At 50.0% G+C, this 26,825-nt stretch carries 29 protein-coding genes; 20 read left to right on the top strand and 9 right to left on the bottom strand.

Features of this window, described 5'->3' with window-relative positions; translation table 11 throughout:
• Positions 1–24 precede the first annotated feature (24 nt).
• From secY to ACO0LL_RS00285, 11 genes are all read left to right on the top strand, one after another.
• Positions 25–1,362, top strand: a complete 1,338-nt coding sequence (gene secY, locus ACO0LL_RS00335) for a preprotein translocase subunit SecY (RefSeq protein ID WP_422948926.1) — start codon at positions 25–27, stop codon at positions 1,360–1,362.
• 23 nt (positions 1,363–1,385) lie between these two features.
• Complete coding sequence (infA, locus tag ACO0LL_RS00330; RefSeq protein WP_005663428.1) at positions 1,386–1,604, top strand: translation initiation factor IF-1; 219 nt, start codon at positions 1,386–1,388, stop codon at positions 1,602–1,604.
• A 33-nt stretch (positions 1,605–1,637) separates the two neighbouring features.
• Positions 1,638–1,751, top strand: coding sequence for a 50S ribosomal protein L36 (gene rpmJ / locus ACO0LL_RS00325; protein ID WP_014004415.1), 114 nt, complete (start codon positions 1,638–1,640; stop codon positions 1,749–1,751).
• 27 nt (positions 1,752–1,778) lie between these two features.
• On the top strand, positions 1,779–2,144 hold the full coding sequence (rpsM, locus tag ACO0LL_RS00320; protein ID WP_186950499.1) for a 30S ribosomal protein S13: 366 nt from the start codon (positions 1,779–1,781) through the stop codon (positions 2,142–2,144).
• 31 nt (positions 2,145–2,175) lie between these two features.
• Positions 2,176–2,580, top strand: a complete 405-nt coding sequence (gene rpsK, locus ACO0LL_RS00315; RefSeq protein ID WP_110255932.1) for a 30S ribosomal protein S11 — start codon at positions 2,176–2,178, stop codon at positions 2,578–2,580.
• A gap of 249 nt (positions 2,581–2,829) precedes the next feature.
• Positions 2,830–3,453 carry a 30S ribosomal protein S4 gene (rpsD, locus tag ACO0LL_RS00310; RefSeq protein WP_422948925.1) on the top strand — a complete coding sequence of 208 codons (624 nt, stop codon included), beginning with the start codon at positions 2,830–2,832 and terminating at the stop codon, positions 3,451–3,453.
• 104 nt (positions 3,454–3,557) lie between these two features.
• Positions 3,558–4,535 (top strand): DNA-directed RNA polymerase subunit alpha, encoded by a 978-nt coding sequence (locus ACO0LL_RS00305; RefSeq protein ID WP_110255934.1) that lies wholly within the window; start codon positions 3,558–3,560, stop codon positions 4,533–4,535.
• Between the two features lie 125 nt (positions 4,536–4,660).
• Positions 4,661–5,056: a 50S ribosomal protein L17 gene (gene rplQ, locus ACO0LL_RS00300; protein ID WP_110255935.1), complete on the top strand. Its 396-nt coding sequence runs from the start codon at positions 4,661–4,663 to the stop codon at positions 5,054–5,056.
• Positions 5,057–5,327: 271 nt separating this feature from the next.
• A complete protein-coding gene (gene cutA, locus ACO0LL_RS00295; RefSeq protein WP_422948924.1) occupies positions 5,328–5,657 on the top strand; it encodes a divalent-cation tolerance protein CutA in 330 nt (109 codons plus the stop codon).
• Positions 5,654–7,507, top strand: coding sequence for a protein-disulfide reductase DsbD (gene dsbD, locus ACO0LL_RS00290; RefSeq protein ID WP_422948923.1), 1,854 nt, complete (start codon positions 5,654–5,656; stop codon positions 7,505–7,507). Before cutA ends, dsbD begins: the two co-directional genes overlap by 4 nt.
• A 99-nt stretch (positions 7,508–7,606) precedes the next feature.
• The gene (locus tag ACO0LL_RS00285; RefSeq protein WP_422948922.1) at positions 7,607–8,245 is read left to right on the top strand and encodes a peroxiredoxin; all 639 of its coding nucleotides are present in this window, start codon (positions 7,607–7,609) and stop codon (positions 8,243–8,245) included.
• A gap of 90 nt (positions 8,246–8,335) precedes the next feature.
• Here ACO0LL_RS00285 and sbcB read toward each other — a convergent pair whose 3' ends face one another.
• The 7 genes from sbcB to yihA all read right to left on the bottom strand — a co-directional run bounded on the left by sbcB (position 8,336) and on the right by yihA (position 14,849).
• Positions 8,336–9,772: an exodeoxyribonuclease I gene (gene sbcB / locus ACO0LL_RS00280; protein ID WP_422948921.1), complete on the bottom strand. Its 1,437-nt coding sequence runs from the start codon at positions 9,770–9,772 to the stop codon at positions 8,336–8,338.
• A 49-nt stretch (positions 9,773–9,821) separates the two neighbouring features.
• Positions 9,822–10,916 carry a magnesium transporter CorA family protein gene (locus tag ACO0LL_RS00275; protein ID WP_422948920.1) on the bottom strand — a complete coding sequence of 365 codons (1,095 nt, stop codon included), beginning with the start codon at positions 10,914–10,916 and terminating at the stop codon, positions 9,822–9,824.
• Entirely contained in the window at positions 10,897–11,724 is an 828-nt protein-coding gene (locus ACO0LL_RS00270; protein WP_422948919.1) for a sterol desaturase family protein, read from the bottom strand. The genes ACO0LL_RS00275 and ACO0LL_RS00270 overlap by 20 nt, the downstream gene beginning before the upstream one ends.
• On the bottom strand, positions 11,615–12,136 hold the full coding sequence (locus ACO0LL_RS00265) for a sterol desaturase family protein (RefSeq protein ID WP_422948918.1): 522 nt from the start codon (positions 12,134–12,136) through the stop codon (positions 11,615–11,617). Before ACO0LL_RS00265 ends, ACO0LL_RS00270 begins: the two co-directional genes overlap by 110 nt.
• A 10-nt stretch (positions 12,137–12,146) precedes the next feature.
• A complete protein-coding gene (locus tag ACO0LL_RS00260) occupies positions 12,147–12,827 on the bottom strand; it encodes a lysoplasmalogenase (protein ID WP_422948917.1) in 681 nt (226 codons plus the stop codon).
• A 7-nt stretch (positions 12,828–12,834) separates the two neighbouring features.
• A complete protein-coding gene (hemB, locus tag ACO0LL_RS00255) occupies positions 12,835–13,860 on the bottom strand; it encodes a porphobilinogen synthase (RefSeq protein ID WP_422948916.1) in 1,026 nt (341 codons plus the stop codon).
• Between the two features lie 188 nt (positions 13,861–14,048).
• Entirely contained in the window at positions 14,049–14,849 is an 801-nt protein-coding gene (gene yihA / locus ACO0LL_RS00250) for a ribosome biogenesis GTP-binding protein YihA/YsxC (RefSeq protein WP_422948915.1), read from the bottom strand.
• Positions 14,850–15,066: 217 nt separating this feature from the next.
• Between yihA and ACO0LL_RS00245 the strand changes: the two genes are divergently transcribed.
• The 6 genes from ACO0LL_RS00245 to ACO0LL_RS00220 all read left to right on the top strand — a co-directional run bounded on the left by ACO0LL_RS00245 (position 15,067) and on the right by ACO0LL_RS00220 (position 21,896).
• On the top strand, positions 15,067–15,765 hold the full coding sequence (locus ACO0LL_RS00245) for a c-type cytochrome (RefSeq protein ID WP_422948914.1): 699 nt from the start codon (positions 15,067–15,069) through the stop codon (positions 15,763–15,765).
• Between the two features lie 234 nt (positions 15,766–15,999).
• Positions 16,000–18,213 carry a cytochrome c biogenesis protein ResB gene (locus tag ACO0LL_RS00240; RefSeq protein ID WP_422948913.1) on the top strand — a complete coding sequence of 738 codons (2,214 nt, stop codon included), beginning with the start codon at positions 16,000–16,002 and terminating at the stop codon, positions 18,211–18,213.
• Positions 18,214–18,264: 51 nt separating this feature from the next.
• Positions 18,265–19,413, top strand: coding sequence for a c-type cytochrome biogenesis protein CcsB (gene ccsB / locus ACO0LL_RS00235; RefSeq protein WP_422948912.1), 1,149 nt, complete (start codon positions 18,265–18,267; stop codon positions 19,411–19,413).
• Between the two features lie 111 nt (positions 19,414–19,524).
• Positions 19,525–20,505 carry a protein-methionine-sulfoxide reductase catalytic subunit MsrP gene (gene msrP, locus ACO0LL_RS00230; RefSeq protein ID WP_422948911.1) on the top strand — a complete coding sequence of 327 codons (981 nt, stop codon included), beginning with the start codon at positions 19,525–19,527 and terminating at the stop codon, positions 20,503–20,505.
• A 13-nt stretch (positions 20,506–20,518) separates the two neighbouring features.
• Positions 20,519–21,145 carry a sulfite oxidase heme-binding subunit YedZ gene (locus ACO0LL_RS00225; protein ID WP_422948910.1) on the top strand — a complete coding sequence of 209 codons (627 nt, stop codon included), beginning with the start codon at positions 20,519–20,521 and terminating at the stop codon, positions 21,143–21,145.
• 127 nt (positions 21,146–21,272) lie between these two features.
• A complete protein-coding gene (locus tag ACO0LL_RS00220; RefSeq protein ID WP_422948909.1) occupies positions 21,273–21,896 on the top strand; it encodes a 1-acyl-sn-glycerol-3-phosphate acyltransferase in 624 nt (207 codons plus the stop codon).
• Positions 21,897–21,907: 11 nt separating this feature from the next.
• Here ACO0LL_RS00220 and lptM read toward each other — a convergent pair whose 3' ends face one another.
• A complete protein-coding gene (gene lptM, locus ACO0LL_RS00215; protein ID WP_422948908.1) occupies positions 21,908–22,033 on the bottom strand; it encodes an LPS translocon maturation chaperone LptM in 126 nt (41 codons plus the stop codon).
• Between the two features lie 62 nt (positions 22,034–22,095).
• On the opposite strand from lptM, the gene cyaY reads away from it, so the two are divergent.
• Complete coding sequence (cyaY, locus tag ACO0LL_RS00210; RefSeq protein WP_422948907.1) at positions 22,096–22,407, top strand: iron donor protein CyaY; 312 nt, start codon at positions 22,096–22,098, stop codon at positions 22,405–22,407.
• Positions 22,408–22,421: 14 nt separating this feature from the next.
• On the opposite strand, the gene ACO0LL_RS00205 is transcribed toward cyaY, so the two are convergent.
• A complete protein-coding gene (locus tag ACO0LL_RS00205) occupies positions 22,422–24,584 on the bottom strand; it encodes a penicillin-binding protein 1A (protein ID WP_422948906.1) in 2,163 nt (720 codons plus the stop codon).
• 464 nt (positions 24,585–25,048) lie between these two features.
• On the opposite strand from ACO0LL_RS00205, the gene ACO0LL_RS00200 reads away from it, so the two are divergent.
• On the top strand, positions 25,049–26,128 hold the full coding sequence (locus ACO0LL_RS00200) for a pilus assembly protein PilM (RefSeq protein WP_422948905.1): 1,080 nt from the start codon (positions 25,049–25,051) through the stop codon (positions 26,126–26,128).
• On the top strand, positions 26,128–26,811 hold the full coding sequence (locus tag ACO0LL_RS00195) for a PilN domain-containing protein (RefSeq protein ID WP_422948904.1): 684 nt from the start codon (positions 26,128–26,130) through the stop codon (positions 26,809–26,811). The genes ACO0LL_RS00200 and ACO0LL_RS00195 overlap by 1 nt, the downstream gene beginning before the upstream one ends.
• The last annotated feature ends 14 nt before the right edge of the window (positions 26,812–26,825 follow it).

The following is a 26,825-nucleotide window of genomic DNA, read 5'->3' as shown; positions in this document are numbered from 1 at the left end:
CGAAGCAGACAACCGGAGCATTAATTGGCAACATCTCCACAACAAGCTAAAAGTGCTGCAAGCGGGTTTCCCTGGGGGCGACTCTGGTTCTTGCTGGCGGCACTGGTTGTCTACAGGATTGGTGCACATGTTCCTGTGCCGGGTATAGACGCCAAAGTGCTGGAAGACATGTTCAAACAAAACCAGGGTGGTTTGCTGGGTATGTTTAATATGTTCTCTGGTGGTGCGATGCAAAGATTCACTGTATTCGCTCTGGGTATCATGCCGTATATTTCTGCGTCGATCATCATGCAATTGATGTCGATCGTCTCTCCTCAACTGGAAGCGCTCAAAAAAGAGGGCGAGTCCGGTCGTAGAAAGATTACGCAATTTACACGGTATGGCACTGTGGTTCTGGCCCTGATCGAAAGTTATTTTATTGCGTTCGGTCTCGAAGGTCAGGCCGGTCTGGTACTTGATCCTGGCATGGCATTTCGTTTGACGACGGTATTGTCGCTGGTGACGGGCACTATGTTCCTGATGTGGTTAGGTGAGCAAATCACTGAGCGCGGTCTGGGAAATGGTATCTCCATCATCATTTTCGCCGGTATTGCAGCAGGTTTGCCTGGTGGTCTGAGTAATTTGTTTGAACTGGTCCGTACTGGTCAAATGGGTAACTTTGCCGCACTGGTTATCTGTCTTGTTGTACCTGCAGTAACGTTTGCTGTCGTGTTTGTAGAGCGTGGTCAACGCAAAATCCTGGTGAATTATGCAAAACGCCAGGTTGGTAACAAGATCTACGGTGGTCAAAGCAGTCATTTGCCACTGAAGTTGAATATGGCTGGTGTTATTCCTCCTATTTTTGCTTCATCGATTATCTTGTTCCCGGCGACGATTACGAGCTGGTTTACCAAGGGTGCAGAATCTTCTACAAGTGGTTTTATCACTTTCCTGAAGGATCTGGCAGCGTCGATGGCGCCTGGTGAACCGATACACGCTTTGTTGTATGCAATAGCGATCATTTTCTTCTGCTTCTTTTATACCGCTTTGGTATTCAATAGCAAAGAAACCGCTGATAACCTGAAGAAGAGTGGTGCTTTTGTTCCCGGGATACGTCCAGGTGACCAGACCGCACGCTACATCGACAAGATATTGATGCGTTTGACGCTGGCAGGTGCGATTTACATTACGCTGGTTTGTCTGTTGCCAGAATTTTTGATTGCGAAGTGGAAAGTACCATTTTATTTCGGCGGAACGTCTCTGCTGATTATCGTGGTGGTAACCATGGACTTTATGGCGCAGGTACAGAACTATGTTATGTCCCAGCAATATGAATCGCTTCTTCGTAAAGCAAATTTCAAGGGCGGGATTCCTTCAAGGTAATCGCCCAGGGGACAGCAGATCGAATGGCAAAAGACGACGTTATACAGATGCAGGGCGAGATTCTTGAGAATCTTCCGAATGCAACATTTCGAGTTAAGTTGGAAAACGGGCATGTTGTACTTGGCCATATTTCCGGGAAGATGCGGATGAATTATATCCGTATCCTTCCAGGTGATAAGGTGACAGTGGAATTGACGCCTTATGATTTGAGCCGGGCGCGAATAGTGTTCCGTACCAAGTAAATTTAAAATGAACTAGAAGGAAAGAGGGCAAAAATGAAAGTTCTCGCATCAGTTAAGCGGATCTGCCGCAACTGCAAAATCATCAAGCGCAAGGGTGTTGTTCGTGTTATTTGCACAGAACCACGCCATAAGCAGCGCCAAGGTTAATTAACGTTATTGAACGAGGAATAACGAATGGCACGTATCGCAGGGGTTAATATCCCAAATCATCAGCATACCGTAATCGGCTTAACAGCTATCTATGGTATTGGCCGTCCACGCGCACAGAAAATCTGTGACGCAACAGGTGTTTTGACCAATAAAAAGGTTAAGGATCTGGATGACAACGAACTCGAGAAGCTTCGCGACGAAATCGGTAAATTTATCGTCGAAGGCGACTTGCGTCGTGAACTGTCCATGAACATCAAACGCTTGATGGACTTGGGTTGCTACCGTGGTCTCCGTCATCGTAAAGGCTTGCCTTGCCGTGGCCAACGTACACGTACAAATGCGCGTACTCGTAAGGGTCCACGTAAAGCAGCGCAATCTTTGAAGAAATAATCCAGGCTAGCCCGGATCCAAGGAAAACATTATGGCAAAAGCTCAAAATAACGCTGCAGCAGCACGTGCGCGTAAGAAAGTTAAAAAGAACGTTGCGGAAGGTATCGCTCACGTTCACGCTTCTTTCAACAACACCATCATCACGATCACTGATCGTCAAGGCAATGCGTTGTCTTGGGCAACAGCCGGTGGTGCTGGTTTTAAAGGCTCACGTAAATCTACTCCTTTTGCAGCGCAGGTCGCAGCAGAAGCAGCAGGTAAAGTGGCTGTTGAATGCGGTATCAAAAATCTGGAAGTTCGTATCAAAGGCCCAGGCCCAGGTCGCGAATCTTCAGTACGCGCTTTGAACAATCTGGGTATCAAGATCTCCCTGATTCAAGACGTTACTCCAGTTCCACATAACGGCTGCCGCCCTCCAAAGCGTCGTCGTATCTAAGTTGGAGCTCTAAGCCGCTTATTATTTAAGCGATTTAGGCAAGCAGATTTATTCTCTGCTGGCATTCTTGCGGAATCTCCGTTAGAATGCAGACCCGCCATTTCGTTGGCGGGTTTTGTGTTGTGGAAATTTCAGAGTACAAAAAAATAATCAAAGGCACAGCCTTTGTTGTTAAGACCACCGTCTGGTTGCAGGCAGATCAGACTAGCGTAGTGTAGAAAACATTACGTCATTTACAAGGAAAACATCGTGGCACGTTATATCGGACCAAAAGCAAAACTTTCCCGTCGCGAAGGCACGGACCTGTTCTTGAAGAGCGCACGTCGCTCCCTGGACTCTAAATGCAAACTGGACGCAAAACCAGGTCAACATGGTCGCACTTCTGGTGCTCGTACCTCTGACTACGGTAACCAATTGCGCGAAAAGCAAAAAGTTAAACGTATGTACGGCGTTTTGGAACGTCAGTTCCGCCGCTACTTCGCTGAAGCTGACCGTCAAAAAGGCAACACAGGCGAAACACTGTTGAAATTGCTGGAATCCCGTCTGGACAACGTTGCTTACCGTATGGGCTTCGGCTCCACACGCGCTGAAGCACGTCAGCTGGTAAGCCACAAAGCATTCACAGTCAACGGTATCGTTGTCAACATCGCTTCTTACCAGGTTAAAGCTGGTGATTTGATCGCTGTTCGTGAAAAAGCGAAAAAACAAGTTCGTATCGCTGAAGCGCTGTCTCTGGCAGAACAATCCGGCATGCCTACATGGGTAGCTGTTGATGCGAAAAAACTGGAAGGTACTTTCAAGTCCATGCCAGATCGTAGCGATATCGCTCACGATGTCAACGAATCCCTGATCGTTGAATTGTATTCTCGTTAATATTCAAGTTTCACCGCCTGCCTGTTTTACTACAGGCAGGCTTTTTTCTTTAATGCCGTCAGCCTTATCGGTGTAACGAACCGAGGGTATTGAAAAGGACATTCATGCAAAACAATCTGTTAAAACCACGTATTATCGATGTGGAAATGTTGGGTGCCGGTCACGCTAAAGTCGTGATGGAACCATTTGAACGTGGCTATGGCCACACACTGGGCAACGCTTTGCGTCGCGTACTGTTGTCCACTATGGTTGGTTATGCACCGACTGAAGTTGTGATCGCCGGTGTAGTTCATGAATACTCTTCCCTCGATGGCGTACAAGAAGACGTCGTCGACATCCTGTTGAACTTGAAAGGCGTAGTCTTCAAGTTGCACAACCGTGATGAAGTCACGCTGACATTGAAAAAAGATGGCGAAGGCGCTGTATTGGCTTCCGACATCGATCTGCCGCATGACGTAGAACTGATTAACCCAGATCACGTTATCGCCAATCTGACAGCCGGTGGTAAGCTGGACATGCAGATCAAGGTAGAAAAAGGCCGTGGCTATGTGCCAGGTAACGTTCGTCGCTTGTCTGAAGATGCGAACAAAACCATCGGTCGTATGATACTGGATGCGTCTTTCTCTCCAGTACGCCGTGTTTCCTACGCTGTGGAATCTGCCCGCGTTGAACAACGTACTGATCTGGATAAACTGGTTATCAATATTGAGACCAATGGCGTTATCTCCCCAGAAGAAGCAATCCGTCAATCTGCCCGCGTGCTGGTTGATCAATTGAATGTCTTCGCTGCACTGGAAGGTACTGAAGCCGCTGCTGAAGCTCCATCCCGCGCACCTGCAGTTGATCCTGTCCTGTTGCGTCCAGTCGATGATCTGGAATTGACAGTACGTTCAGCCAACTGCCTGAAAGCAGAAAACATTTACTACATTGGTGATCTGATCCAGCGTAGCGAAAATGAACTGTTGAAGACACCAAATCTGGGTCGCAAGTCCTTGAACGAAATCAAGGAAGTTTTGGCTTCCCGTGGTTTGTCTCTGGGCATGAAACTGGAAAACTGGCCACCTGCTGGCCTGGAAAAATAATTTTGTCCCAACGGGTGGGCTGAGACAGCCTGCCCGTTTTTTAACCGTAGTAAAAATAATTACCGGCCCGCGATAAGCTTGCTTATCGATAGAAGAGCTGGCATTTAAATCTGAAAGGAAATACCATGCGTCATCGTCACGGCTTACGTAAGCTGAATCGTACTTCTTCCCACCGTCTGGCAATGCTGCGCAACATGACAGTATCCCTGTTGCGCCACGAAGCCATCAAAACAACTTTGCCAAAAGCCAAAGAACTGCGCCGCGTTATCGAGCCGATTCTGACTTTGGGTAAAACAGACACACTGGCTAACAAGCGTCTGGCTTTCTCCCGTTTGCGCGATCGCGAAATGGTAGTCAAGCTGTTTGCTGAACTGGGCCCACGTTACGCAAATCGTAACGGCGGCTACCTGCGCATCCTGAAAATGGGTTTCCGCGTCGGCGACAATGCTCCTATGGCATACGTTGAACTGCTGGATCGTCCAGAAGGCGTAGATGCAGCTGATGCACCAGTTGCTGAGTAATTAGCAGTTGGGCATCATGCCCAGACTGCTCAAAGCTTAAATAAGCCGTTCAGTGTAAACTGAACGGCTTTTTGCTTATTAGTGCGTAATGGGTGCATACTTTTGACCGCGCCTGCGGCCAAGTGCAGATGTAAGCTTAAAAACACGTTCAAGCAAGATACTTGCAGGCATTTATTTTGCAATATGCTGTAATGCGTTTGCGGTACACCCGACCAAACATCATGCAGTTTTTATCAGGCGAATTGGCGCCGCCAGCGAACATGGAATAGCGATGGATGATGACAATCTGATCCTGGTATTAACTAACCTGCCAGACCGCGACATTGCCAAAAAACTGGCCAACCAGGTCGTCGCCGAAAAATTGGCTGCCTGCGTGAACATTTCTGCTGATATATTGTCCATCTACAACTGGGATGGTGAACAACAGGCTGACACTGAAGTTCAATTGATGATCAAGACCCGGCAAGCTTGCTATTCCAGGCTGGAAGCACTGATCATCGCCCAACATCCCTATGACCTACCCGAAATAATAGCCATCCCCCTGGTGGCCGGATTGCCGGCTTATCTGGACTGGGTGAGAAAAGAAACCGAAACGCCATGAATGCCTCAACACCGCTGTTTTCTGCACCCATGCCAGCCAAGCCACAAAACTTCCAGATAGCACAGCTATGGCGTCTGTGTGCCCTGGTGTTGGCCTTGCTGTTCACATCCTTATTCTCACACTTCGCCAGCGCAGAAGACTTCCTCGACCCTGAAGTAGCATTTAAGGTATCTGCCAAAATGGCAGAGCCAGGTGTGGCCGAAGTGACTTTTACGATAGCAGACGGTTACTACCTGTATCGCGAACGTTTCAAGTTCAGTTCAGACGATGCCAAACTCGGCGATATTGTCATGCCAGCTGGCAAGGTCAAGTTTGACGAAACCTTCCAGAAAGAAGTCGAGACTTACCGCCATTCCCTGGTAGTCCGCATACCCATACAGGCCGCAGCAGATTTCACGCTAAAGATAGGTCGCCAGGGTTGTGCCGATGGCGGCCTGTGTTATCCGCCGTTGGAGACGCCGGTTAAATTGCAGGTAGCTGGCGCGAGCGCTGCAAGCACACAATCAGCAGCCAATGTGAGCACCGACTCTGCTGTCAACGCCGGTACAGAAAGCAATATCAAAGCCACAGAATCCAGTCATGATGAAGAGACCAGCAGTATCAGTGCGGCCTTGAAGAGTGGCAGGCTCGTCCTTATCCTGCCCTTGTTCCTGTTGCTGGGCCTTGGCTTGTCTTTCACTCCCTGCGTCTTGCCCATGGTGCCTATCCTGTCTTTCATCATCGTAGGCGAAGGCACGGGCATCAAACGTAGCCGTGGTTTTCTTCTGTCCTTGTGCTATGCCCTGGGTATGGCGCTGGTGTACACCGCACTTGGTATTGCCGCTGGACTGGTTGGTGAAGGTTTGTCGGCGACTCTGCAAAATCCCTGGGTACTCGGTGCGTTCGCCTTGTTGATGGTGATACTGTCACTGTCCATGTTCAATGTGTATCAATTGCAGGTGCCAGCCGCCTTGCAAACCAAGTTGACTCAGGCATCTGAAGGCCAGCGCAATGGCAAACTGGTAGGTGTGTTTTTCATGGGGGCTATTTCAGCCCTGATCGTCGGGCCTTGCGTGGCCGCACCACTGGCAGGCGCTCTGGTATATATCAGCCAGACCCGTGACGTTGTTGTCGGTGGCTCTGCCCTGTTTGCCATGGCGATGGGTATGAGCGTACCTTTGCTGCTGGTGGGCATCTCGGCTGGCAGCCTGTTGCCACGTGCAGGCATGTGGATGGAAAGTATCAAGCGTTTCTTTGGTGTCCTGATGCTGGCTATGGCCTTGTGGATGATCAGCCCAGTGATACCCGTCTGGTCACAAATGCTGGGTTGGGCTATCTTGCTGATCGCTTATGCCAGCTATCAATTATTCTTCCAGCGCAGCGGTATGTTTGCCAAGGCAGTATCTGTCATATTCTTCTTCCTGGGGGCTGTGCAACTGGTCGGTGTTGCCACAGGTGGCCGTGATGTATTTTCCCCTGTTGCCCACTTGTACGGCGGTAGTACCGAACACGTCAAATTCACCCGTATACGAAGCATTGCCGAACTTGATGCCGCAGTGGCGCAATCCAAGGGCAAGACGGTCATGCTAGATTTTTATGCAGACTGGTGTGTGTCGTGTAAAGAGATGGAAAAACTGACTTTCCCGGAAGCCAAGGTCAAGGCCAGGCTCGACAATATGCTGCTGTTGCAAGCTGATGTCACGGCTAACAATGCCGACGATAAAGCCTTGCTGAAACGCTTTGGCCTGTTTGGTCCGCCAGGCATTATTTTCTTTGATGCCCAAGGCAAAGAAATTTCAGGCCAGCGGGTTATCGGTTATCAGAATGCAGATAAATTCTTGCAATCGCTGAACCGTGCAGAAGGCAAATAAAGTATATTCAAAGAATATATAAGCATGCAACTAAACTGTCCTTGAGTAAGCAGGGTAGAGCGGCTATATTCGAGTTCTCGTTTCTTTTTGGAGAAAAAAATGACTTTGCGTTTAGGCGACATCGCCCCTGATTTCGAGCAAGATTCTTCTATTGGCCCTTTGAAATTTCATGAATGGGCAGGTAATTCCTGGGTAGTCTTGTTTTCTCATCCAGCTGACTTCACACCGGTCTGCACGACAGAGCTGGGCCTGACTGCAAAGCTCAAGCCAGAGTTTGACAAGCGCAATGTAAAAGCAATCGCCTTGTCAGTCGATGGTGCAGAATCCCATCTGCAATGGATCAAGGATATTGAAGACACACAAAAAACGGTTGTCGGCTTTCCTATCGTTGCTGATGCTGACAAGAAAGTTGCAGCACTGTATGACATGATCCACCCTAACCAGTCCGAGACTGTCACGGTGCGTTCCTTGTTCGTCATTGATCCGAACAAAAAAGTCCGCCTCATCATCACTTACCCGCTGACCACAGGCCGCAATTTTGATGAAGTCTTGCGCGTCATTGATGCCCTGCAATTGACGGATGGCTACACCGTTGCGACACCAGGCAACTGGCGTGATGGCGATGACGTTATCATCCCGTTGTCAGTCAAGGATGAAGAAGTCATCAAGCAAAAATACCCTAAAGGCTACACTGCCGCCCGCCCATATTTGCGCGTGACACCACAGCCCAATAAGTAAGTCATGAAATAAGCCATGCCTTACGCATAAACAAAAAGCCACGAGTAATTCGTGGCTTTTTTTTTTGCCGTACTGGAAAGAAGATGAAGCTTATCTCGACGGCACGATCATTTCAGCATAGTCATACAAAGCACCCAGAATTTCTTCTGCTGCTTCATCTGCTGTTTCTGACAAAGTATCAATCTCATTGAAATACATCTCTACAGTTCTGGCATTGCCGACACCATCGAGCAAACGTGCTGCGCGGTGTTCTTCCCAGCTTTCCTGTTCTTCCATGCTCAGGCTGTCATGGAAATTACGGGCGCGGTAGCGGAATAATAATTCAGCCAGGCGCGGGTCCTGGAAGCTGGTGCTGGCCTTGGCGAGTTGCACGCCATTCATGCGGCGCAAATCATTCAAGAGGCGGCGGTCACCAGCGCCGACAAAGCCACCGTACAAGTCTTCATCGACATCACTGGCGGCTGCCTCTGGGCGCGCATACACTTGCTCCCATATCGCCTTGGCAGCGTCAGGCAGGGAAGCAGCTTTTTCGGCGTGCTGCTGTACCAGAGCCATATCTATCTTCCAATGTTCAGCCATGGATGCTGACAAGGTTTTTAAGTTGCCGATGACACTGGGTGATTTGTTGATATGTATGCTTTTCACTGGCAGGCGCTGTACGCCTTCAGGCAGGGCATCGCTTTTGCTGAACATGCGTAGCTGTATCGTCTCTGCATCCAGTCCTGCCAGCTCTGCCGGGTCATGGGTCAGGTCCCAGGCAATGACTTCATTCTTGTTCTTGGGGTGCATGGCTAATGGCCACATGACGGCCAGGCAGCCACGTTCTACCGGGAACATGCCCGACACATGCAAAAACGCTTTGTTCAAGACCGGCATATCGATTTCTGCCGCAACCTTGTCTTTCTTATGCAAGGCAAAGCAAAAGTCGAACAGCTTGGGCTGGCGCTCGCGTATCAGGCGCGCCAAAGCTATCGTGGCACGCACATCTGACAGCGCATCATGCGCTGCTTCATGCGCGATACCGTTGGCCTTGGTCAGGTGTTCAAGGCGAAAGCTGGGCTTGCCTTCATCATTCTTTGGCCAGTTGATACCCTCAGGGCGCAACGCATAACAGGTGCGTACCATGTCCATGATGTCCCAGCGGCCACAATTGTTTTGCCATTCGCGTGCATACGGGTCGATGAGGTTACGCCAGAACATGAAGCGGGTAATTTCATCATCAAAGCGTATGGTGTTATAGCCCACGCCTATAGTGCCGGTCTTGCCCAGTTCCTGTTCTATTTTTGCTGCAAATTCATGCTCAGGTATGCCGCGCTCAAGGCAGGTTTGTGGCGTGATATGGGTGATCAGGCAAGACTGCGGATCAGGCAAAAAATCATTGGCGGGCTGGCAGTACAGCATGACTGGTTTGCCTATCTCATTGAGTTCGGCATCCGTGCGTATGGCGGCAAATTGCGCAGGCCTGTCGCGGCGGGCAACTGCGCCAAAGGTTTCATAGTCATGCCAGAGAAAGGTATGTTCTTGCATTGGTATTTAAATGTGATTGTATGTTTTGAACTTGGAAAAATTTTGCGGTTTACTCTATCCTGCGGCTGGCCTGGTCTTGCAAATAGCGCTGGCTGCGGAAGTAAATCAACAAGAGCACGACGATGACACCCATCGCACCCATGGTGTACCAAAAGCCGGACGCGTGTTTGAGCAAAGGCATGACTTCAAAGTTCATGCCAAAAATACCTGTGATCAGTGTCAGTGGCATGAACAGAGCAGTAATGACAGTCAGGGTGCGCATGATTTCACTGGTTCTATGGGCCATCGCCGCAAAGTGGATTTGCACCGCTGATTCCAGCGATGCTTCGAGGCGGCGCGCGTGGTTCAATACGCGGCTGATATGTTCCATCACATCATTGGTGCGCACCAACAGCAAGTCCTTGGCGCGGCTATTGCCATCATGGGTATCGACGATATGGTCGCGCAATTCCTGCATGGCATCGCGCTGTTCTTCACACAGATTATCGAGCTTACGCAATTCCACGCGCGAATCCAGCAAGGCCAGCCAGTTATTGAAAGGCCGGCGTGGGTCCAGCAAGGCATGTTGCCAGCGGTCGAGCTGTTGGGTCAGCGGCTGGCGCAATTCCAGGTATTGATCAACCATGGCATTCAAGAGTCGCAACATCAGCTCTTCTGGTGAGGCTGGCAGGCGGCTGCCGTGGGTATTATTCTCTGCCCGCGATTTATAATCGAGCAGGCGCTGGCGTGCCAGTTCTACCGTGCGGCTCTGTGCCGGGCGTACTGTGATCAGGACATTTTGCATGAGCAAAAACGAGACAGGTGTGGTCGCCAGTTTATTCAATGCTGCAGGTATCTTGCGTTTCACGCCGTTCTTGTTGTCGCCATTCGCTTCTGTCAGTGTCAGTTTGCGAAACACCACTAGTTCATATTCTTCAGTCGCATCGAAGTAGGATGGGTGCGTGAGATTGCTGACATCCTTGAGATGCAATTCATAAATCTGTGTTCCCGTAATCGCTTCAACCCGGTTGCGCCAGGCAATCGGGTCAGCTGCGACTTCTTCATGGCTGGCATCCAGCCATAAAAAACCGCCAGCATTGACCAGGGCTTCAGGCTTGTCAGGATTTTGCAGTGTCTGCGTATCGTTAATGTGGAAGATGTCCATGCGTCTTTTGTCGTGAAAAAATAAGCCAGAGTCCACCCAGCGAAATCAGGCAGGTGGCAGTCAGCAAGGCCTGCGCTGGCGTAGATAAAGCAAAGGAATAAAACCAGCTGGCAGTAAAAAGGTTCATTATCAGGATGCACAGTATACGCACAGTCTCAGGCAGCAGATAAATACGGCCTCTTTCCATCAGGCCGCCTATGCACCACAGACCCATGACCAGCCAGCTCACATAGATGGTGGCGTTCAGCGCACTGATGTTTTTATAGACCAGTAAAAAGTGAGTTGCTGCCTCCAGCAAGAGGATGAATTGCGCTACGCAATACCAAGCCGTGGCCTTGCTCATGGACGGGTCATAAGCCGGCCTGTGAATATCAAATGTTGAAGGTGCAGATTGTGCCATGAGGTCAGCAGGACGCCAGCCCGGCGGGCGCAACCAGATCTGCAATTTATCCCGCCACCGTCGTGTATTCCATGCATCGCGCCAAACCTGTTCATACACTTCCAGATTGGCCCACAAGGGGTTCCAGCTACGCAAGGGCTTACGCGTTCCATACACGATGTCGACATGATCACGCTCTTCGATGAACGTCCCAAACAACCTGTCCCAGATCACGAGTATGCCGCCAAAGTTTTTGTCCAGATACATGTCATTGACAGCATGATGGACACGGTGATTCGATGGCGACACAAACACGCGGTCAAACCAGCCCAGCTTGCCTATCTGCTCGGTATGCACCCAGAACTGGTACAGCAAATCGATGAGGGCAACTGCAATAAATACATCGAGCGGAAAGCCTATCAGGGCCATCGGTAAATAAAAAATCCAGCCCGGTACTGGTTTGCCGTAATGCCGTACTCAGATTGTATTGTTCACTCTGGTGATGCACGACATGGGCTGCCCATAGCAGATTGGTCTGGTGCCCCATCCTGTGCAGCCAGTAGTATAAAAAGTCGTACAGCAGTAGGGCAGCTATCCACACCCAGACACTGTCTGATGGCAGGCTGAACAGTGACAGATACTTAAGCACCAGCGCATACATGCCTATCGAAAACAACTTGGAAAATGCCCCTATGATCTGGCTCATGACACCGAGACTCAGGCTATTGAGCGAATCATTCATACGGTACAAATGACGCTGGCGTTTGCGCGCGACGATAAACTCAAGAGCGATCAAAATGAAAAAAAACGGGCTGGCAAAGGTAATGATTTTTTCATGCATGATCCTGGCCTTATTCAGTAGGGGATGACGTGACCGAAGCTGCAATCAGCCACAGCGCCAGATAATAGCTGCTGAGGATGAGGAGAGGAGAATGCGTAATAGGCGTGTAGAAGCGGTTGTAAGCCAGCAGGGTATCAGACAGCATAAAGCAAAGGCCGCCAATCAATGCGAGACGACCAGACAGGCTGCGCAACTGCAGGCCGCGGCTGATAGCTTGCGCCGTCATGCAAAGCAAAAGACAGACATAGGCAACAACGGGAATTTGCAAAGCCGCTGGCAAACCCGGCCAGAGTATCACCAGGTTAATGATGCCAAGTGCAGCGATACCGGCAAAAGCCGGAGGCTTGCCAGCAAAGCGACTGTCACTGATCAGTGCTCGCAAGAAGCAGATATGCGCCAGCAAAAAACTCAGCAGGCCACATAAAAAACCATGGCGAAATACTGTGCCAGGTAACATCAAAAAGATGTCGCCAATCAGAGAACAGATGATGCCAATCAGTATGGCGGTTTGATAGGTGCGACTGACGATAGGCTTACTTCGCCAGGCAAAAAAGAAGATGGCGAGTGTTGTCAGCGGCTTGAAAATATAGTGCAGATATTGCGCACTGCCTATCTCTTTCCCCCATTCAGCACCGGCAATTGCCAGCGCAGCAAAAATGAAAATGAAGACAGCACGCAACATCGCAGGCATGGCAATATCAGCCAGTATGTTTCAGCAAACGCGCAACATCACGGGCGAAATACGTCAGGACACCATCAGCACCAGCACGCTTGAATGCCAGCATGGATTCCATCATGGTCTTGTTATGATCTAGCCAGCCATTTTGCGCTGCCGCCTTGATCATCGCATATTCACCACTGACCTGATAAGCAAAGGTCGGCACCTTGAATTCATCCTTGACCCTGCGCACGATATCCAGGTAAGGCATGCCGGGTTTGACCATGACCATGTCAGCACCTTCTGCCAGGTCCAGTGCCACTTCGCGCAAGGCTTCATCACTGTTGGCCGGGTCCATCTGGTAATTGGCTTTATCGCTTTTGCCCAGGTTGGCGGCAGAACCTACTGCCTCACGGAATGGTCCATAAAAGGCCGACGCATATTTGGCCGAGTAAGCCATGATGCGGGTGTGGATGAAATTGTTGGCTTCAAGCGCATGACGGATTGCGCCTATGCGGCCATCCATCATATCGCTGGGGGCAACAATATCAACACCGGCTTCAGCCTGCACCAGTGCCTGGCGTACCAGCATGGCGGTGGTTTCATCATTGAGGACATAGCCGTCAGCATTCAACAAACCATCCTGGCCGTGGCTGGTGTAAGGGTCCAGCGCCACGTCGGTCAATACACCCAGTTCAGGGAAGCGGCTTTTCAGTTCGCGTACGGCGCGTGGGATCAAACCTTTGGGGTTGGTGGCTTCTATGCCATCCGGTGTTTTCAAATGCGGGTTGATAGCAGGGAATAGCGCCAGCACCGGTATGCCCAGGGCGACGCAATCTTCTGCCACACCCATGAGCAAATCTATCGTTACTCTTTCCACGCCAGGCATGGATGAAACTTTTTCACTTTGATTGACACCGTCGATGACAAAAACCGGGTAAATCAAATCAGATGCAGTCACCGCGTTTTCACGCATGAGTGCGCGGGAAAACGCATCTTTACGCATGCGGCGCATACGGATGGCAGGGAAATGTGCAGAAGGGTGGGATGGCTTGGTGTATGACATAGAAAGATGACAATCAATGAAAAGAATTTTATGCAGGTTAATGAAACTTTTTTTAAGTTGCAACATCTTAATGCACAGGTTGGATCAACTCCACGCCTACCGCTTCTCCTCCCTGAGCGGGCACCGTGCGTCCCTATTCGTAACGGTGTTATTACCCCGGCAAAAAGACTAACTTTGCCGGGGTTTTTTTATTCTGCGTCAGCCGGCTTGTTTGCCTGGGCTTCTGCAGGTGCGTTCGCTGTATCTGCGTTGGCGTCTGTATTCGTATTTTCATAGGCCTCTGAATCTGTTTCACCGGCAGTATCACCAGTATCAACGATAGGGTCTCTATCCAGGCCGACCAGACGTTGCACGGCTGCATCGGCTTCTTCTATGCCTATGCGTTTCAGGGCAGAAAATAATTGCAGGCTGAAAGGGAAGAGCGGGCCTTCATCATCCACGTAACTGTCGAGTACCGCCTTGGCTTTGCGCAAGGCATCAGTGCATTCGCTGCGGTTAAGTTTATCTGCCTTGGTCAAAATGCAATGGATGGGGCGGCCAGTCGGTGCAAACCATTCCAGCATCTGTATATCCAAATCGGTAAATGGACGGCGGGCATCCATGATCAGCACCAGGGCTGCCAGTTGCGTGCGTCTTTGTACATAGGCACCGAGTAACTGGTTCCAGTGTTGCTTGGCGGCACCTGGTACCTCAGCATAGCCATAGCCTGGCAAATCCACCAGCAAGGCGCGAATTTCATCGACCCTGGTTTCGTCCTTGCGGTGCTGGCCCACATGGGCGCCACCGATGGAAAAATAATTAATATGTTGTGTGCGGCCCGGTGTTTTTGAGGCAAAACAGAGTTTTTTCTGATTGCACAGGGTATTGATAGCGGTCGATTTGCCAGCGTTGGAACGGCCAGCGAAAGCGATTTCGGGCACGTGGGTGCGCGGGAGATCGCGCAGATGATTCACCGTAGTGAAGAAGCGGGCTTGCCAGAGGATAGACATAGAGGAAAGGAATAATGGAAAAATGCAACATAAGGCAGTAAAAACGCCCGAAAGCTATTGTACAATAAGGGGTTAGGTCTTGGGCAGCGATTAAAACCATGTCCACATGCCAGTTTTGTACGTATTTCGTTGCAAAAAAGAGCCTTTTTACGTATCAACTCGCTGCAATATGTCGCCAATAGGGCAGATTTCTATTATTTAGTCTCAGGGTGTTTGAATGAACCGTGCTTTCTTATCGTTGTCTAAGTCCATCAGCGTCGCAGTCCTGGCGGTATCGTCTTTTGCCTCTTCGGTCCATGCTAATGAAGTAGCCAAGCCAGCCAAGGCCGACCCAGCCAAAGGTGAAGCACTGTATACCAATGGCGACGCAGCCCGCGGCATTACTGCCTGCGTATCCTGCCATGGCGCAGCCGGTAATTCCACCATTGCCGCCAATCCTAAACTGTCTGCCCAGCATGAAGCTTATCTGGTCAAGCAATTGACAGATTTTACTGGTGATACACGCAAAAATGCCATCATGACCACCTTTGCCAAGGCCATGACAGCAGATGATATAAAAAACGTTTCCGCTTACCTGTCTACGCAAAAATCCAAACCAGGCACAGCAAAAAACAAGGATATCGTTGAACTGGGCAAGCAAATCTATCGCGGTGGTATCGCTGAGAAAAATGTTCCAGCCTGTGCTGGCTGTCATAGCCCGAATGGTGCTGGTATTCCTGCACAATTCCCGCGCATCGCAGGTCAACATCAGGACTATACGATTGCCCAGTTGACAGGCTTCCAGAACGGTTCCCGCAAGGACGGCGCAAAAATCACCGGTGCCCGCCAAAATAGTGCGCAGATGATGACGATAGCCAAGAAAATGTCTGAAGACGAAATTAAAGCTGTTGCAGACTACGTCGCTGGTCTGAAGTAATACATCAGGTAAAGTATTTGAGGAGGGGGTGGCAATAGCCATCCCCTTTTTTCATGATGGATGTCTGTGTAGGACCATTACATGTAATGAGCCAGATTTTAATGAAGCGTGTACTATTCGTTGCGCCCGGATATTGATATAAAACACTTCCTGGTAAGGATGTTTCTTTTAACATCTGCAGCAAGCATTTTGCGCAAGCATCATCTGTCATATCCCAAGTAATAAGCAGAGAGTATGGAAAACAAGATAGAAGGCGATCAGCCTGCAGATACTGGCGGCATACAGCTGCAAACCCGGCGCGCCTGGCTGGCGGACGCGGTTGAATTACTGTCTTCCATGCGTTTTGCCATCAGCTTGTTAACACTGATCGCGATTGCCTCAGTGATAGGCACGGTGCTCGTGCAAAATGAGCCCATGCCTAACTATGTAAACAAGTTTGGCCCTTTCTGGTTTGAGATTTACAGCAAACTCGGCCTGTATGCCGTGTATTCAGCCTGGTGGTTCTTGCTCATCATGACTTTCCTGGTTATCTCGACTTCATTGTGCGTGATACGCAATGCACCGAAGATGATCAAGGACATGCGCAGCTGGCGCGATAATGTGCGTGAACAATCCTTGCGTAATTTCCATCATCGTTCTGAGTGGCAAAGCAGCAATGGCCGGGGTAAAGTGACTGAGCAGATACTGGCCCATCTGGCACGTGTCGGTTACCGTTTCAAGCTGGTTGAAAAAGAAGGCGCAACCCTGATCGCCGCCAAACAGGGCGCGGCAAATAAATGGGGCTATATCTTTGCCCATAGTGCGATTGTCATCATTTGTGTGGGCGGTCTGCTGGATTCTGAGCTACCTATCCGCTTTCAGAAATGGTTCATGGGCAAGGTCGCTTATGAAGGTGCTGGCCTGATTTCCCAAATACCTGAACAGCACCGCCTGTCCTTGGCCAACCCTACCTTCCGTGGTAATGCCATGATACCGGAAGGGGCTAGCAGCAGTACTGCTATTTTGCCGCAGGCGGATGGTGTGTTGATACAAGACTTGCCGTTCACTATCAAGCTGAAAAAATTTACTATCGATTTTTATTCTACCGGCATGCCCAAGTTATTTGCCAGCGATGTGGAGGTCACTGACCATGAAACTGGTAAATCCTTTGCTTCTACCATCAAGGTCAATGAACCTTTGATTTACAAGGGGATTTCGATCTATCAGTCGAGTTTTGATGATGGTGGTAGCCGTTTGCGCGTTAAGTCATACCCTATGCAGGGGGCTGACAACAGCACCACCGAACTGAGCGGGATCGTCAAAGAGAGTACGCCACTTCCTCTGCGAGAGGATGATGGCTCTACGATAGAGTGGGTGGAGTTCAAGCTTTACAATGTCGAAAATATGGCACGTAATGGCAGTGACGTCAGGGCGGTGAATCCCAACCAGACCCTAAATGAAAAATTCACGGCTGACCTGGACAAGCACCTGGGCTCTGCCGCCAAGAGTGCCAATAATAAAGATTTCAAGAATGTCGGCCCCAGCCTGCAATATAAATTGCGGGATAAAACTGGCCAGGCCAGGGAGTTTCATAACTACATGCAGCCCGTTGAGATCAATGGTGATTACATGATTTTGGCTGGCACGCGCGATTCACCAGGCGATGCCTTCCGCTATCTGCGTATTCCTGCTGATGATGAGGACAGTATCAAAGACTGGATGCGTTTGCGTGCGGCTGTGCAAAATCCTGAAATGCGTGCCCAGGCTGTAACGCGCTTCGCCGAGAATGCATTAAAAAGAAATCAATCCAGTGGTGCGCAAAAATCTGATTTGTGGGCAACTTCTGCGAAGATCAGTCTGGAGGCTTTCGCCGGAGATGATAAATTATCCGGCCTGAATGCTATTTCCAAATTGCTGGAAAAAGTCCCGCAGGCAGAACAAGAGAAGGTCGCCCAAGGTTTTATCAAGGTCTTGAACGGCACCATGTGGGAGTTGTGGATGGTGGCTCGCGAAAAAGAGGGTTTGCCCACGTTGGAGCTGGATGAAAAACATGCCCGCTTCCTGCAATTGGCGATAGGTGCGTTGTCTGACGCCACTTTCTACGGCGCGCCTGTGTATCTGCAACTCACCGGTTTTGATGAGGTCAAGGCATCCGTATTGCAGGTCACGCGTTCACCGGGCAAAAATGTGGTGTATCTTGGCAGCCTGTTTCTGGTCATAGGCGTGTTTTCCATGTTCTATATCCGTGAGCGCCGTCTGTGGGTATGGATCAAGGATAATGACTTGGGGGCACATGCACTGATGGCACTGAGTTCCCAGCGCAAGACACTGGATTTTGAAAAAGAATTTGAGCAATTGAAATTGCATTTACAGCAACTGAGTACGCAAGCCGGGCCGGAGAGTCAGGCAGCGCAGGCAGAACAGGCAGCACAGGCAGCGTCTGCAGATGCACCACGAAATGCAGAGTAATCGACTACACTATGAAGCAGTTGGCCTGATGGCCCGAGCATCTGGGGAAATATGATGGAAATTACGCAGAATTACACGCCCTATCAGGGCTTCTTTAAGCGCCTGTCTATCGCTGACTGGCTGTATGCTGTGGCCTTGTGCATGGCATCCTTGTTTGCTCTGAGCCGTTTTGGTGCCTACATGGATATTTATGAAAAAGGCATAGTCGTCCTCGCTGCGCCGACTTTTGCATGGCTGGGCTGGCACTGGAAACCGATACGTGTGTTGCTGGTGATACTGACAGTATTGAGCCTGCTGACTATACAGATGTACGGCGGCTCGCTGGAGATGGCGAACAAGAAATTTTTCCTGAAATACCTGTTATCCAGTCAGTCGGCGATTCTGTGGATGAGTACCCTGTTTGTACTTTCCACCCTGTTTTACTGGGGCGGCCTGATTGCGCGTTCTGATTTTGGTGCTTCAGTCGGTTCGGTTCTGTGCTGGTCTGCGGTCGTCATGGGTTTTACCGGCATGCTGGTGCGTTGGTATGAGTCTTATCTGATCGGTGCGGATGTCGGCCATATCCCGGTATCCAACCTGTATGAAGTGTTCATTCTGTTTGCCATGATTACGGCATTGTTCTATTTGTACTACGAACAGCAATACCGTACCCGCCAGCTGGGCCCTTTCGTGATGTTGGTGATTACCGCCGCAGTTGGCTTTTTGCTGTGGTATATGTTCAGCCGCGAAGCTGCAGAGATTCAACCCTTGTTGCCAGCCTTGCAAAGCTGGTGGATGAAGATACATGTGCCAGCCAATTTTATCGGTTACGGTACATTCTCGCTGGCTGCGATGGTGTCGATCGCCTACTTGCTCAAGTCCAAAGGCTATCTGGTTGATCGCTTGCCGGCGCTGGAAGTACTGGATGATGTCATGTACAAGGCGATTGCCGTCGGTTTTGCCTTCTTCACGATTGCGACTATCCTTGGTGCACTGTGGGCTGCCGATGCCTGGGGTGGCTACTGGTCATGGGACCCTAAAGAAACCTGGGCGCTGATCGTCTGGCTCAATTATGCCGCCTGGCTGCATATGCGCCTCATGAAAGGTCTGCGCGGGCAGGTCGCGGCCTGGTGGGCGCTGGTAGGTTTATTGGTGACTACCTTCGCTTTCCTGGGCGTGAACATGTTCTTGTCTGGCCTGCATTCTTACGGCAAGCTATAAATATCTCTCTTCAATTTGTAAGGATTAGCAGGAAACTCCGACTCATGAGAAACTAGGGCGTAATAGCGATGTCAAATTGCTGTTGCGCCATATTCAACCACGGAGTCCACCATGCTGATCAAACGTAGTCCTAATGGCATAGACTTGCCTTTCTCTTCTGAAATCACTCCGCGCGCTGTGTTTGACGCGCGCCGTGATTTTATCCGCAAGATGGCATTGGGTTCCATCGCTGGCACAACCCTGTTTGAAATGGCCAACCGCGCCGCTTTTGCCCAGAACCCTGGCGCGCAAAAACTGGCTGCAAATCCGAATTCTGCCTATGCGTTGATGGAAAAGCATACCGCCTACAAGGACGCGACGACCTACAATAATTTCTATGAGTTCGGTACCGACAAGGCCGACCCGGCAGTGACTGCTCACACACTCAAGCCGCGCCCTTGGTCTGTCAGCATAGAAGGTGAAGTCAAAAAGCCGATGACGCTGGACCTCGACAGTCTCATGAAACTGGCGCCTATGGAAGAACGCATTTATCGCCTGCGCTGTGTTGAGGGCTGGTCCATGGTGATACCCTGGGCAGGTTATTCACTGTCCAACCTCATCAAAAAAGTTGAACCTACGGGTAATGCCAAATATATAGAATTCGTCACACTCGATGACAAGAAGCAAATGCCAGGCTTGCGCAGCCCTGTGTTGCAATGGCCTTATGTAGAAGGTCTGCGCATGGATGAGGCAAATCATCCGCTGGCCTTGCTGACCTTTGGCATGTACGGCGAAGTCTTGCCTAATCAAAATGGTGCGCCAGTGCGCATGGTCTTGCCTTGGAAGTATGGTTTTAAATCTGCCAAGTCCATCGTCAAGATACGCTTCGTCAAGGAGCAGCCACGTACCGCCTGGAACCTGGCGGCAGCCAATGAATATGGTTTTTATTCGAACGTGAACCCTGAGGTTGATCACCCGCGCTGGTCGCAGGCGACTGAGCGCCGCATCGGTGAAGATGGTCTGTTTGCCCGCAAACGCAAGACCCTGATGTTCAATGGCTATAGCGAAGTGGCGTCTCTCTATTCAGGCATGGACTTGAAGAAGTTTTTCTAGGATAGACGCCCTCATGTTGCTCACCAATAAGCAGGTTTCCCAGTTCAAGATAGTCTTGTTTATTCTGGCATTGTTGCCGTTTATCCGGCTGGTCAGTTTTGTATTTCTGGATAAGCTGGGCGCCAACCCCGTTGAATTTATCACCCGTAATACGGGTGACTGGACCCTGTATTTCCTGTGCATGACTTTGGCTGTGACGCCTTTGCGCAAGCTCTTGCACATGCCCTGGCTAATCCGGTGTCGCCGCATGTTGGGGGTATATACTTTTTTTTACGCCTTCCTGCATTTCATGACTTTTTTGTGGTTCGACCACTTTTTTGATGTGGCTGAGATGTGGAAGGATGTCATCAAGCGCCCCTTCATCACCGTCGGCTTCATTGCCTTTGTCTTGCTGATCCCTCTGGCTGTGACCAGCACCAATGGCATGATCAAACGCCTCGGTGGCAAGCGCTGGCAGTGGTTACATAAGTTGATTTACCTGATCGCACCGCTGGGCGTACTTCATTATTTTTGGATGAAGGCCGGCAAGCATGACTTTTCGCAGCCGGTATTGTTTGGCCTCATCGTTGCCGCTCTGCTCATGATACGTCTTTGGTGGCGCTGGTCTGGCCGTGACACAGTGCTTGTGACGGGAGCCTGAGTCCTGTGCAGTTCGTCCACTTTGCATGTTGCGGGCGCACATTGATCTTGTTTTACAGCGCATATTTCTTCTTGGCATAATCGCGTTTTTGAAGAATGCGGGCACAGACCCGCTCATTGCGTAAAACATGGAAGACTATTTACTCGAAAAAAAGACGGTTGCGACACTTACCCAGCGTGTCGCGGTTGGCACCCTGGGTTTGATAGGCTGGCGCGTACGGTACCGCCCCTTGCCCGGGCCGCGTGGTGTCATCATTGTTTATCCCCATACTTCAAACTGGGATTTTGTCGTCGGTGTCCTGGTCAAGCTGGCGATAGGCATGCCTTTTCATTTCATTGCCAAATCCACTTTGTTTGAGGGCTTGACTGGTGCCACCATAGGCCGTCTGGTACGTTACCTTGGTGGTGAGCCGGTAGAGCGCGGTGTATCAAGCGGGACAATCGCCCGCCTGGCAGAAAAAATCAATCGATCGGACTGGTACTGGATGGCGATTACGCCTGAGGGAACACGTAGCAAGAAGCCGTATTGGCGCAGCGGTTTTTATCATATTGCCACTACGGCAAAAGTACCTTTAGGCTGCGCCCGCTTTGACTTTGCCAGGCGAGAAGTCACACTGGTCGATTACCTGACACTGACAGGTGAGCAGGCACAGGATCTGGCCAGTATTGCTGCTGTATATCAAGGTGTGCAAGGCTGCCGCCCTGAGCAGGCTGGCCCTATCGTTTTTCGCCCTGAGGATGGCAATACTTAGGGTGGCAATGCTCAGGGCTGAGCTGGCGTGTTGTTTGTGCTGACAGGTGCAGGCTTGGCTGGCATGACCAGGGGGCCTTTCTGGCCGCAAGCCGTCAATAAAGACATGATGAAAAATAGGCTAATCAGTTTGCGCATCTTGTATTCCCTGAACACCGTATAGAATGGCGTTTTTACATATAAAGACGCTGGAGTGTAGCATGACTGAATCTGAATTCCTGGTACTGGCAGATACTTGCTTGCAGCAAGTTGAGGAATTATTCGAACTAGCCTTTGAAAACGATGAATACGATGTCGAATGCAGCCGTAGCGGCAATGTGCTGACGGTGGAATTTATCGATACCAACTCAAAAATCATCATCAATAGCCAGGCACCGATGCAAGAGATGTGGGTGGCTGCGCGCAGTGGTGGTTTCCACTATAAGTATGATGGCCAGCACTGGCTTAATACACGCGATGGATCGGAGTTGTTTGCAACCTTGTCCCGCGTGGCGCAAGAACAAGGTCACTGAACAAGCTTATAAGGCTATTCTTCTATGATACTTATCGGTGGTGCCAGGGTACTCACACCTGATCCTGGTGGGTTTTCAGCGTAATAATAATCGCCGTCAGCAGCAATAATGCCTTTTGGTACTGGCCTTTCTTCTATCGGGAATTCTTTCAGGATTTTTTGCATATAGCCTATCCAGATAGGCAAGGCCAGGCCACCGCCGGTTTCTTTATTGCCGAGGTTTCTTGGCTGATCAAAGCCTATCCACGCTATGCCAACGACCTTAGACTGATAACCGGCAAACCAGGCATCAAAAGAATCATTGGTGGTACCTGTCTTACCGGCAATATCAGGACGTTTCAAGATCAATGCCTTGGTCGCAGTTCCCATCTTCACCACGTCACGCATCATGCTGTCCATCAGGAAGGCATTGCGCTCATCGATGACGCGATTGGCTTCATTACCCGCCATGTCAGGTTTGGTCTGCACCAATACCTGGCCATAGCTGTCGGTAATCTTGGAAATCAGGTAAGGGTTGACCTTGTAACCACCATTGGCAAATACGGCATAGGCACCGGCCATTTGCAGAGGGGTGACCGCGCCAGCACCCAGGGCCAGGGTCAGGTAAGGCGGGTTTTTCTCAGGCAAAAAGCCAAAACGGTTGGTATATTCCTGCCCGTATTTCGCGCCTATCTTGTGCAGGATGCGGATGGAAATCATGTTTTTGGACTTGGTCAAGCCACGACGCATGGTCATCGGGCCTTCATACTTGCCATCATAATTCTTGGGTTCCCAGGCCTGACCACCGGTCTGCCCCGCATCAAAGCTGATCGGCTCATCATTGATGATGGTCGATGGCGACAGGCCTTTTTCCAGCGAAGCTGAATAAATGAAGGGTTTGAAACTGGAACCGGGCTGGCGCCATGCCTGGGTCACATGGTTGAATTTGTTGAGGTTATAGTCAAAACCACCGACCAGGGCGCGGATCGCTCCATCGGTGGTGTTCGCCGCCACAAAGGCCGATTGCACTTCAGGCATCTGGGTAATGCTCCAGCTTTTGCCTTCCAATACCACACGTATCACGGCACCGCGTTGTATGCGCTTGTTAGCCGGTGTTTTGGCCGACAGGCCGCTGGCGGCAAAAGTCAGGCCAGTATCTTCGATACGGATTTCTTCTCCCGATGACAAGACTGCGCGTACCAGTTTCGGTGTCGCTTCCAGTACCATCGCTACCTGCAAGTCATCGCTGTCAGTATGCTCTGCCAGCTCTTTTTCTATGGCGTCTTCGGCAGCTTCCTTGCCTTCGGGTATGGTGATGATGGCTTCCGGACCACGATAGCCATGACGTTTTTCGTAATCCATGACGCCACGGCGTAAAGACAAATAAGCAGTGTCCTGATCAGTCTTGGTAATCGTCGTGTAAACATTCAGGCCGCGGGTATAGGTTTCTTCCTTGAATTGCTCATATACCAACTGACGCGCCATTTCTGCAACATATTCGGCGTGGATGCCAAATTCATTGCTATTGGTTTTGGTGATCAGTTCTTCATTCTTGGCTTGTTCGTATTGTGCTTCGGTGATGTAGCCAAGATTGCGCATCCTTTGCAGGATATATTGCTGCCTGACTGTTGCGCGCTTGGGATTGGCGACCGGATTATAGGCAGAGGGAGCTTTTGGCAAACCGGCCAGCATCGCCGCTTCGGCTATCGTCACATCTTTCAAGTCTTTGCCAAAATAGATTTGTGCGGCAGAAGAAAAGCCATAAGCACGCTGACCCAGATAAATCTGGTTCATATAAATTTCCAGAATCTGATCCTTGCTGAGATTTTGTTCTATCTTCCAGGCCAGCAGGATTTCATAAATCTTGCGCTTGAAGGTTTGCTCGCTGGACAGGAAGAAATTCCTGGCGACCTGCTGGGTAATGGTAGAGGCACCCTGTTTGGCGCCACCAGTCAGATTGTGTATCGTTGCCCTGGTAATACCCTGGTAATCGACGCCGCCATGCTCATAAAAGCGGTCATCCTCAATCGCCAGCACGGCTTTTTTCATGATCTCAGGAATGTCCTTGAAGCGCACGACATTGCGTCGTTCCTCGCCAAATTCAGCAATGAGCATATTGTCTGCCGAGAACACCCGCAGTGGCATTTTCGGTTTGTAACTGGTAATGGAATCCAGTTCGGGCAGATTTGGATAAGCCATTGTAAGTGCAAAACCAATAATTAATACTCCTGCTACAACTAATCCGAATAAAACTCCCGCAGTTCCGAGTACAATGCGGGCGAAAAGCTTTCCAGCACTGCGCTTTTGTGGCTCAGGTTGATTGTCGGGTTCTTTGTTTTGCTCTGACATAGGGGCTAATTGTAAATAAGGCAGCGCACATTATAGCTGTCTTCGGTGAGCATTAGACTGTCAGCAGATAAGCGGATTTGTAAGCAAATTTTCAGAATATTCATAATATACGTGGATATTTGGCAACGCATAAGGGTAGTGCTGCGCGGAAATTGCTTTACCAATGCCAGTCTTATTGCTAGGATTTCATGTAAGCTTGGATAATTGTCTTGTAAATAGCGGTTTTTAAAGGCAATTTACTTTTGGCAATATAATGTTTCGCACATGTAATTTTGTGTAAATTGAAATGATGATGTAATCGTGAGGGGATATTCTTGGCTTTAGATCTGGCTTCGTTGCTCGGCAGAAAAAATCCGCCACTATTTGGTCTGGATATCAGTTCTCTCGATATCAAGCTTGTTGAACTTTCGGAAGGAAGCAACAAGTCCTATCGACTTGAGCGCTATGCCTCAGAACCACTGCCAAAAGGCGCGGTGCTGGATGGCAATATCGAGAATATTGAACAAGTGACCGAGGCAGTCCGCAAACTCGTGAAGAAAAGCGGAACCTCGGCAAAAAACGTAGCAATGGCAATGCCGGCATCTGCCGTCATTACAAAAAAAATTATACTCGCCGGTACTCTGACCGAACAGGCACTCGAAGTGCAGGTTGAGTCAGAGGCAAGTCAGTACATACCTTTCTCCATGGATGAAGTCAGCCTGGATTTCTGTGTGCTGGGGCCGGCGGCCAATGCGGAAGAAGATATAGAAGTGATGCTCGCTGCGTCCAGAAAAGAAAAAATTGAAGATCGCGTAGCCATCATACAGGCAGCGGGTTTGCAAGCCAAAGTCATGGATATTGAATCCTATGCTGCGCGTGCTGCTGTTTCACGTCTGGTCGATCAGCAGGCCAATGGCGGCAAGGATCAGATCTACGCTATTTTCCAGATAGGCTCCAAGCGCACTTATATTTTTATCATGCTCAATGGTGAAGTCATTTATGAGCGTGAGCAGCAGTTTGGTGGCGCCCAACTGACCCAGGATATCGTCAGGAATTATGGCTTGTCCATAGAAGAAGCAGAGCAGAAAAAGAAAAATGGTGATCTGCCTGACACCTATGAAATGGAATTGCTTGAACCTTTCCTGGAAAGTGCGGCGCTGGAAGTAACGCGCGCCATACAGTTCTTCTTCACTTCCACCCCTTTTACGCGGGTAGATCAGATTTATCTGTCTGGTGGTTGTGCGGTGATATCCGGTCTGGTCGATATTATTGCTGAACGCACCAAGATTTCTACGGCAGTGGTCAGCCCGTTCAAGGGCATGGAACTGGGTTCGGGCGTCAATGAAAAAGCTTTGCGCAATGATGCTCCGGCTTACATGGTTGCCTGTGGTCTGGCATTACGGAGATTTGGCTGATGATCAAGATTAATCTCCTGCCGCACAGGGAAGAAAAGCGCAAGCAGCTCAAGAGTGATTTTTATGGTCTGTTGTTATTGGCCGCGATAGCTGGTGCTCTGGTGGTGGTGGTGGTGAGTGCTTACTTTGGGCGTGAGCTGTCAATTCAGAATGATAAGAACGACTTTATCAAGAAAGAGATTGTCCAGCTTGATGAGCGCATCAAGGAAATCGCTACGCTAAGGCAGGAAATTGATGGTTTGAAAGCACGCCAGCAAGCCGTTGAGGATTTGCAGGGAGATCGTAATCAGCCCGTATATTTGCTTGATGAACTGGTCAAGCTGACACCTGAAGGGGTTTACCTCAAGCAATTGAATCAGGATGGTCAGAAGGTTACCTTGGCTGGTTACGCACAATCCCAGGACAGGGTCGCTGAATTTATTCGTAACCTGGGTAATAAATCGGATTGGATGTTCAAGCCAGAATTGAATGACATTCACTCAACCGGTTTGGGACAGGGCAGGGATGCAAAGAAAGTATTTGAGTTTAAGGTGAATGCAGGTATCAAGCGTCCGCGTGAAAGAGAAGAGGCAGCTTCGCAAGCCGCCGCCTCGGCCGCTGCCGCTACTGCTACACCTGGTTCTGTTGCTCCTGCTGTGCCAGCGCCTGCTTCGTCAGCCGCCAGTGCAGCCTCAAAACCTTAGTGTGTGATTATTTA

Source organism: Undibacterium sp. TC4M20W (assembly GCF_049340245.1).
Classification (GTDB): Bacteria; Pseudomonadota; Gammaproteobacteria; order Burkholderiales; family Burkholderiaceae_D; genus Undibacterium.
Note: the sequence above shows the minus strand (reverse complement) of the source record. Positions and strands in the feature narration are given on the sequence as shown.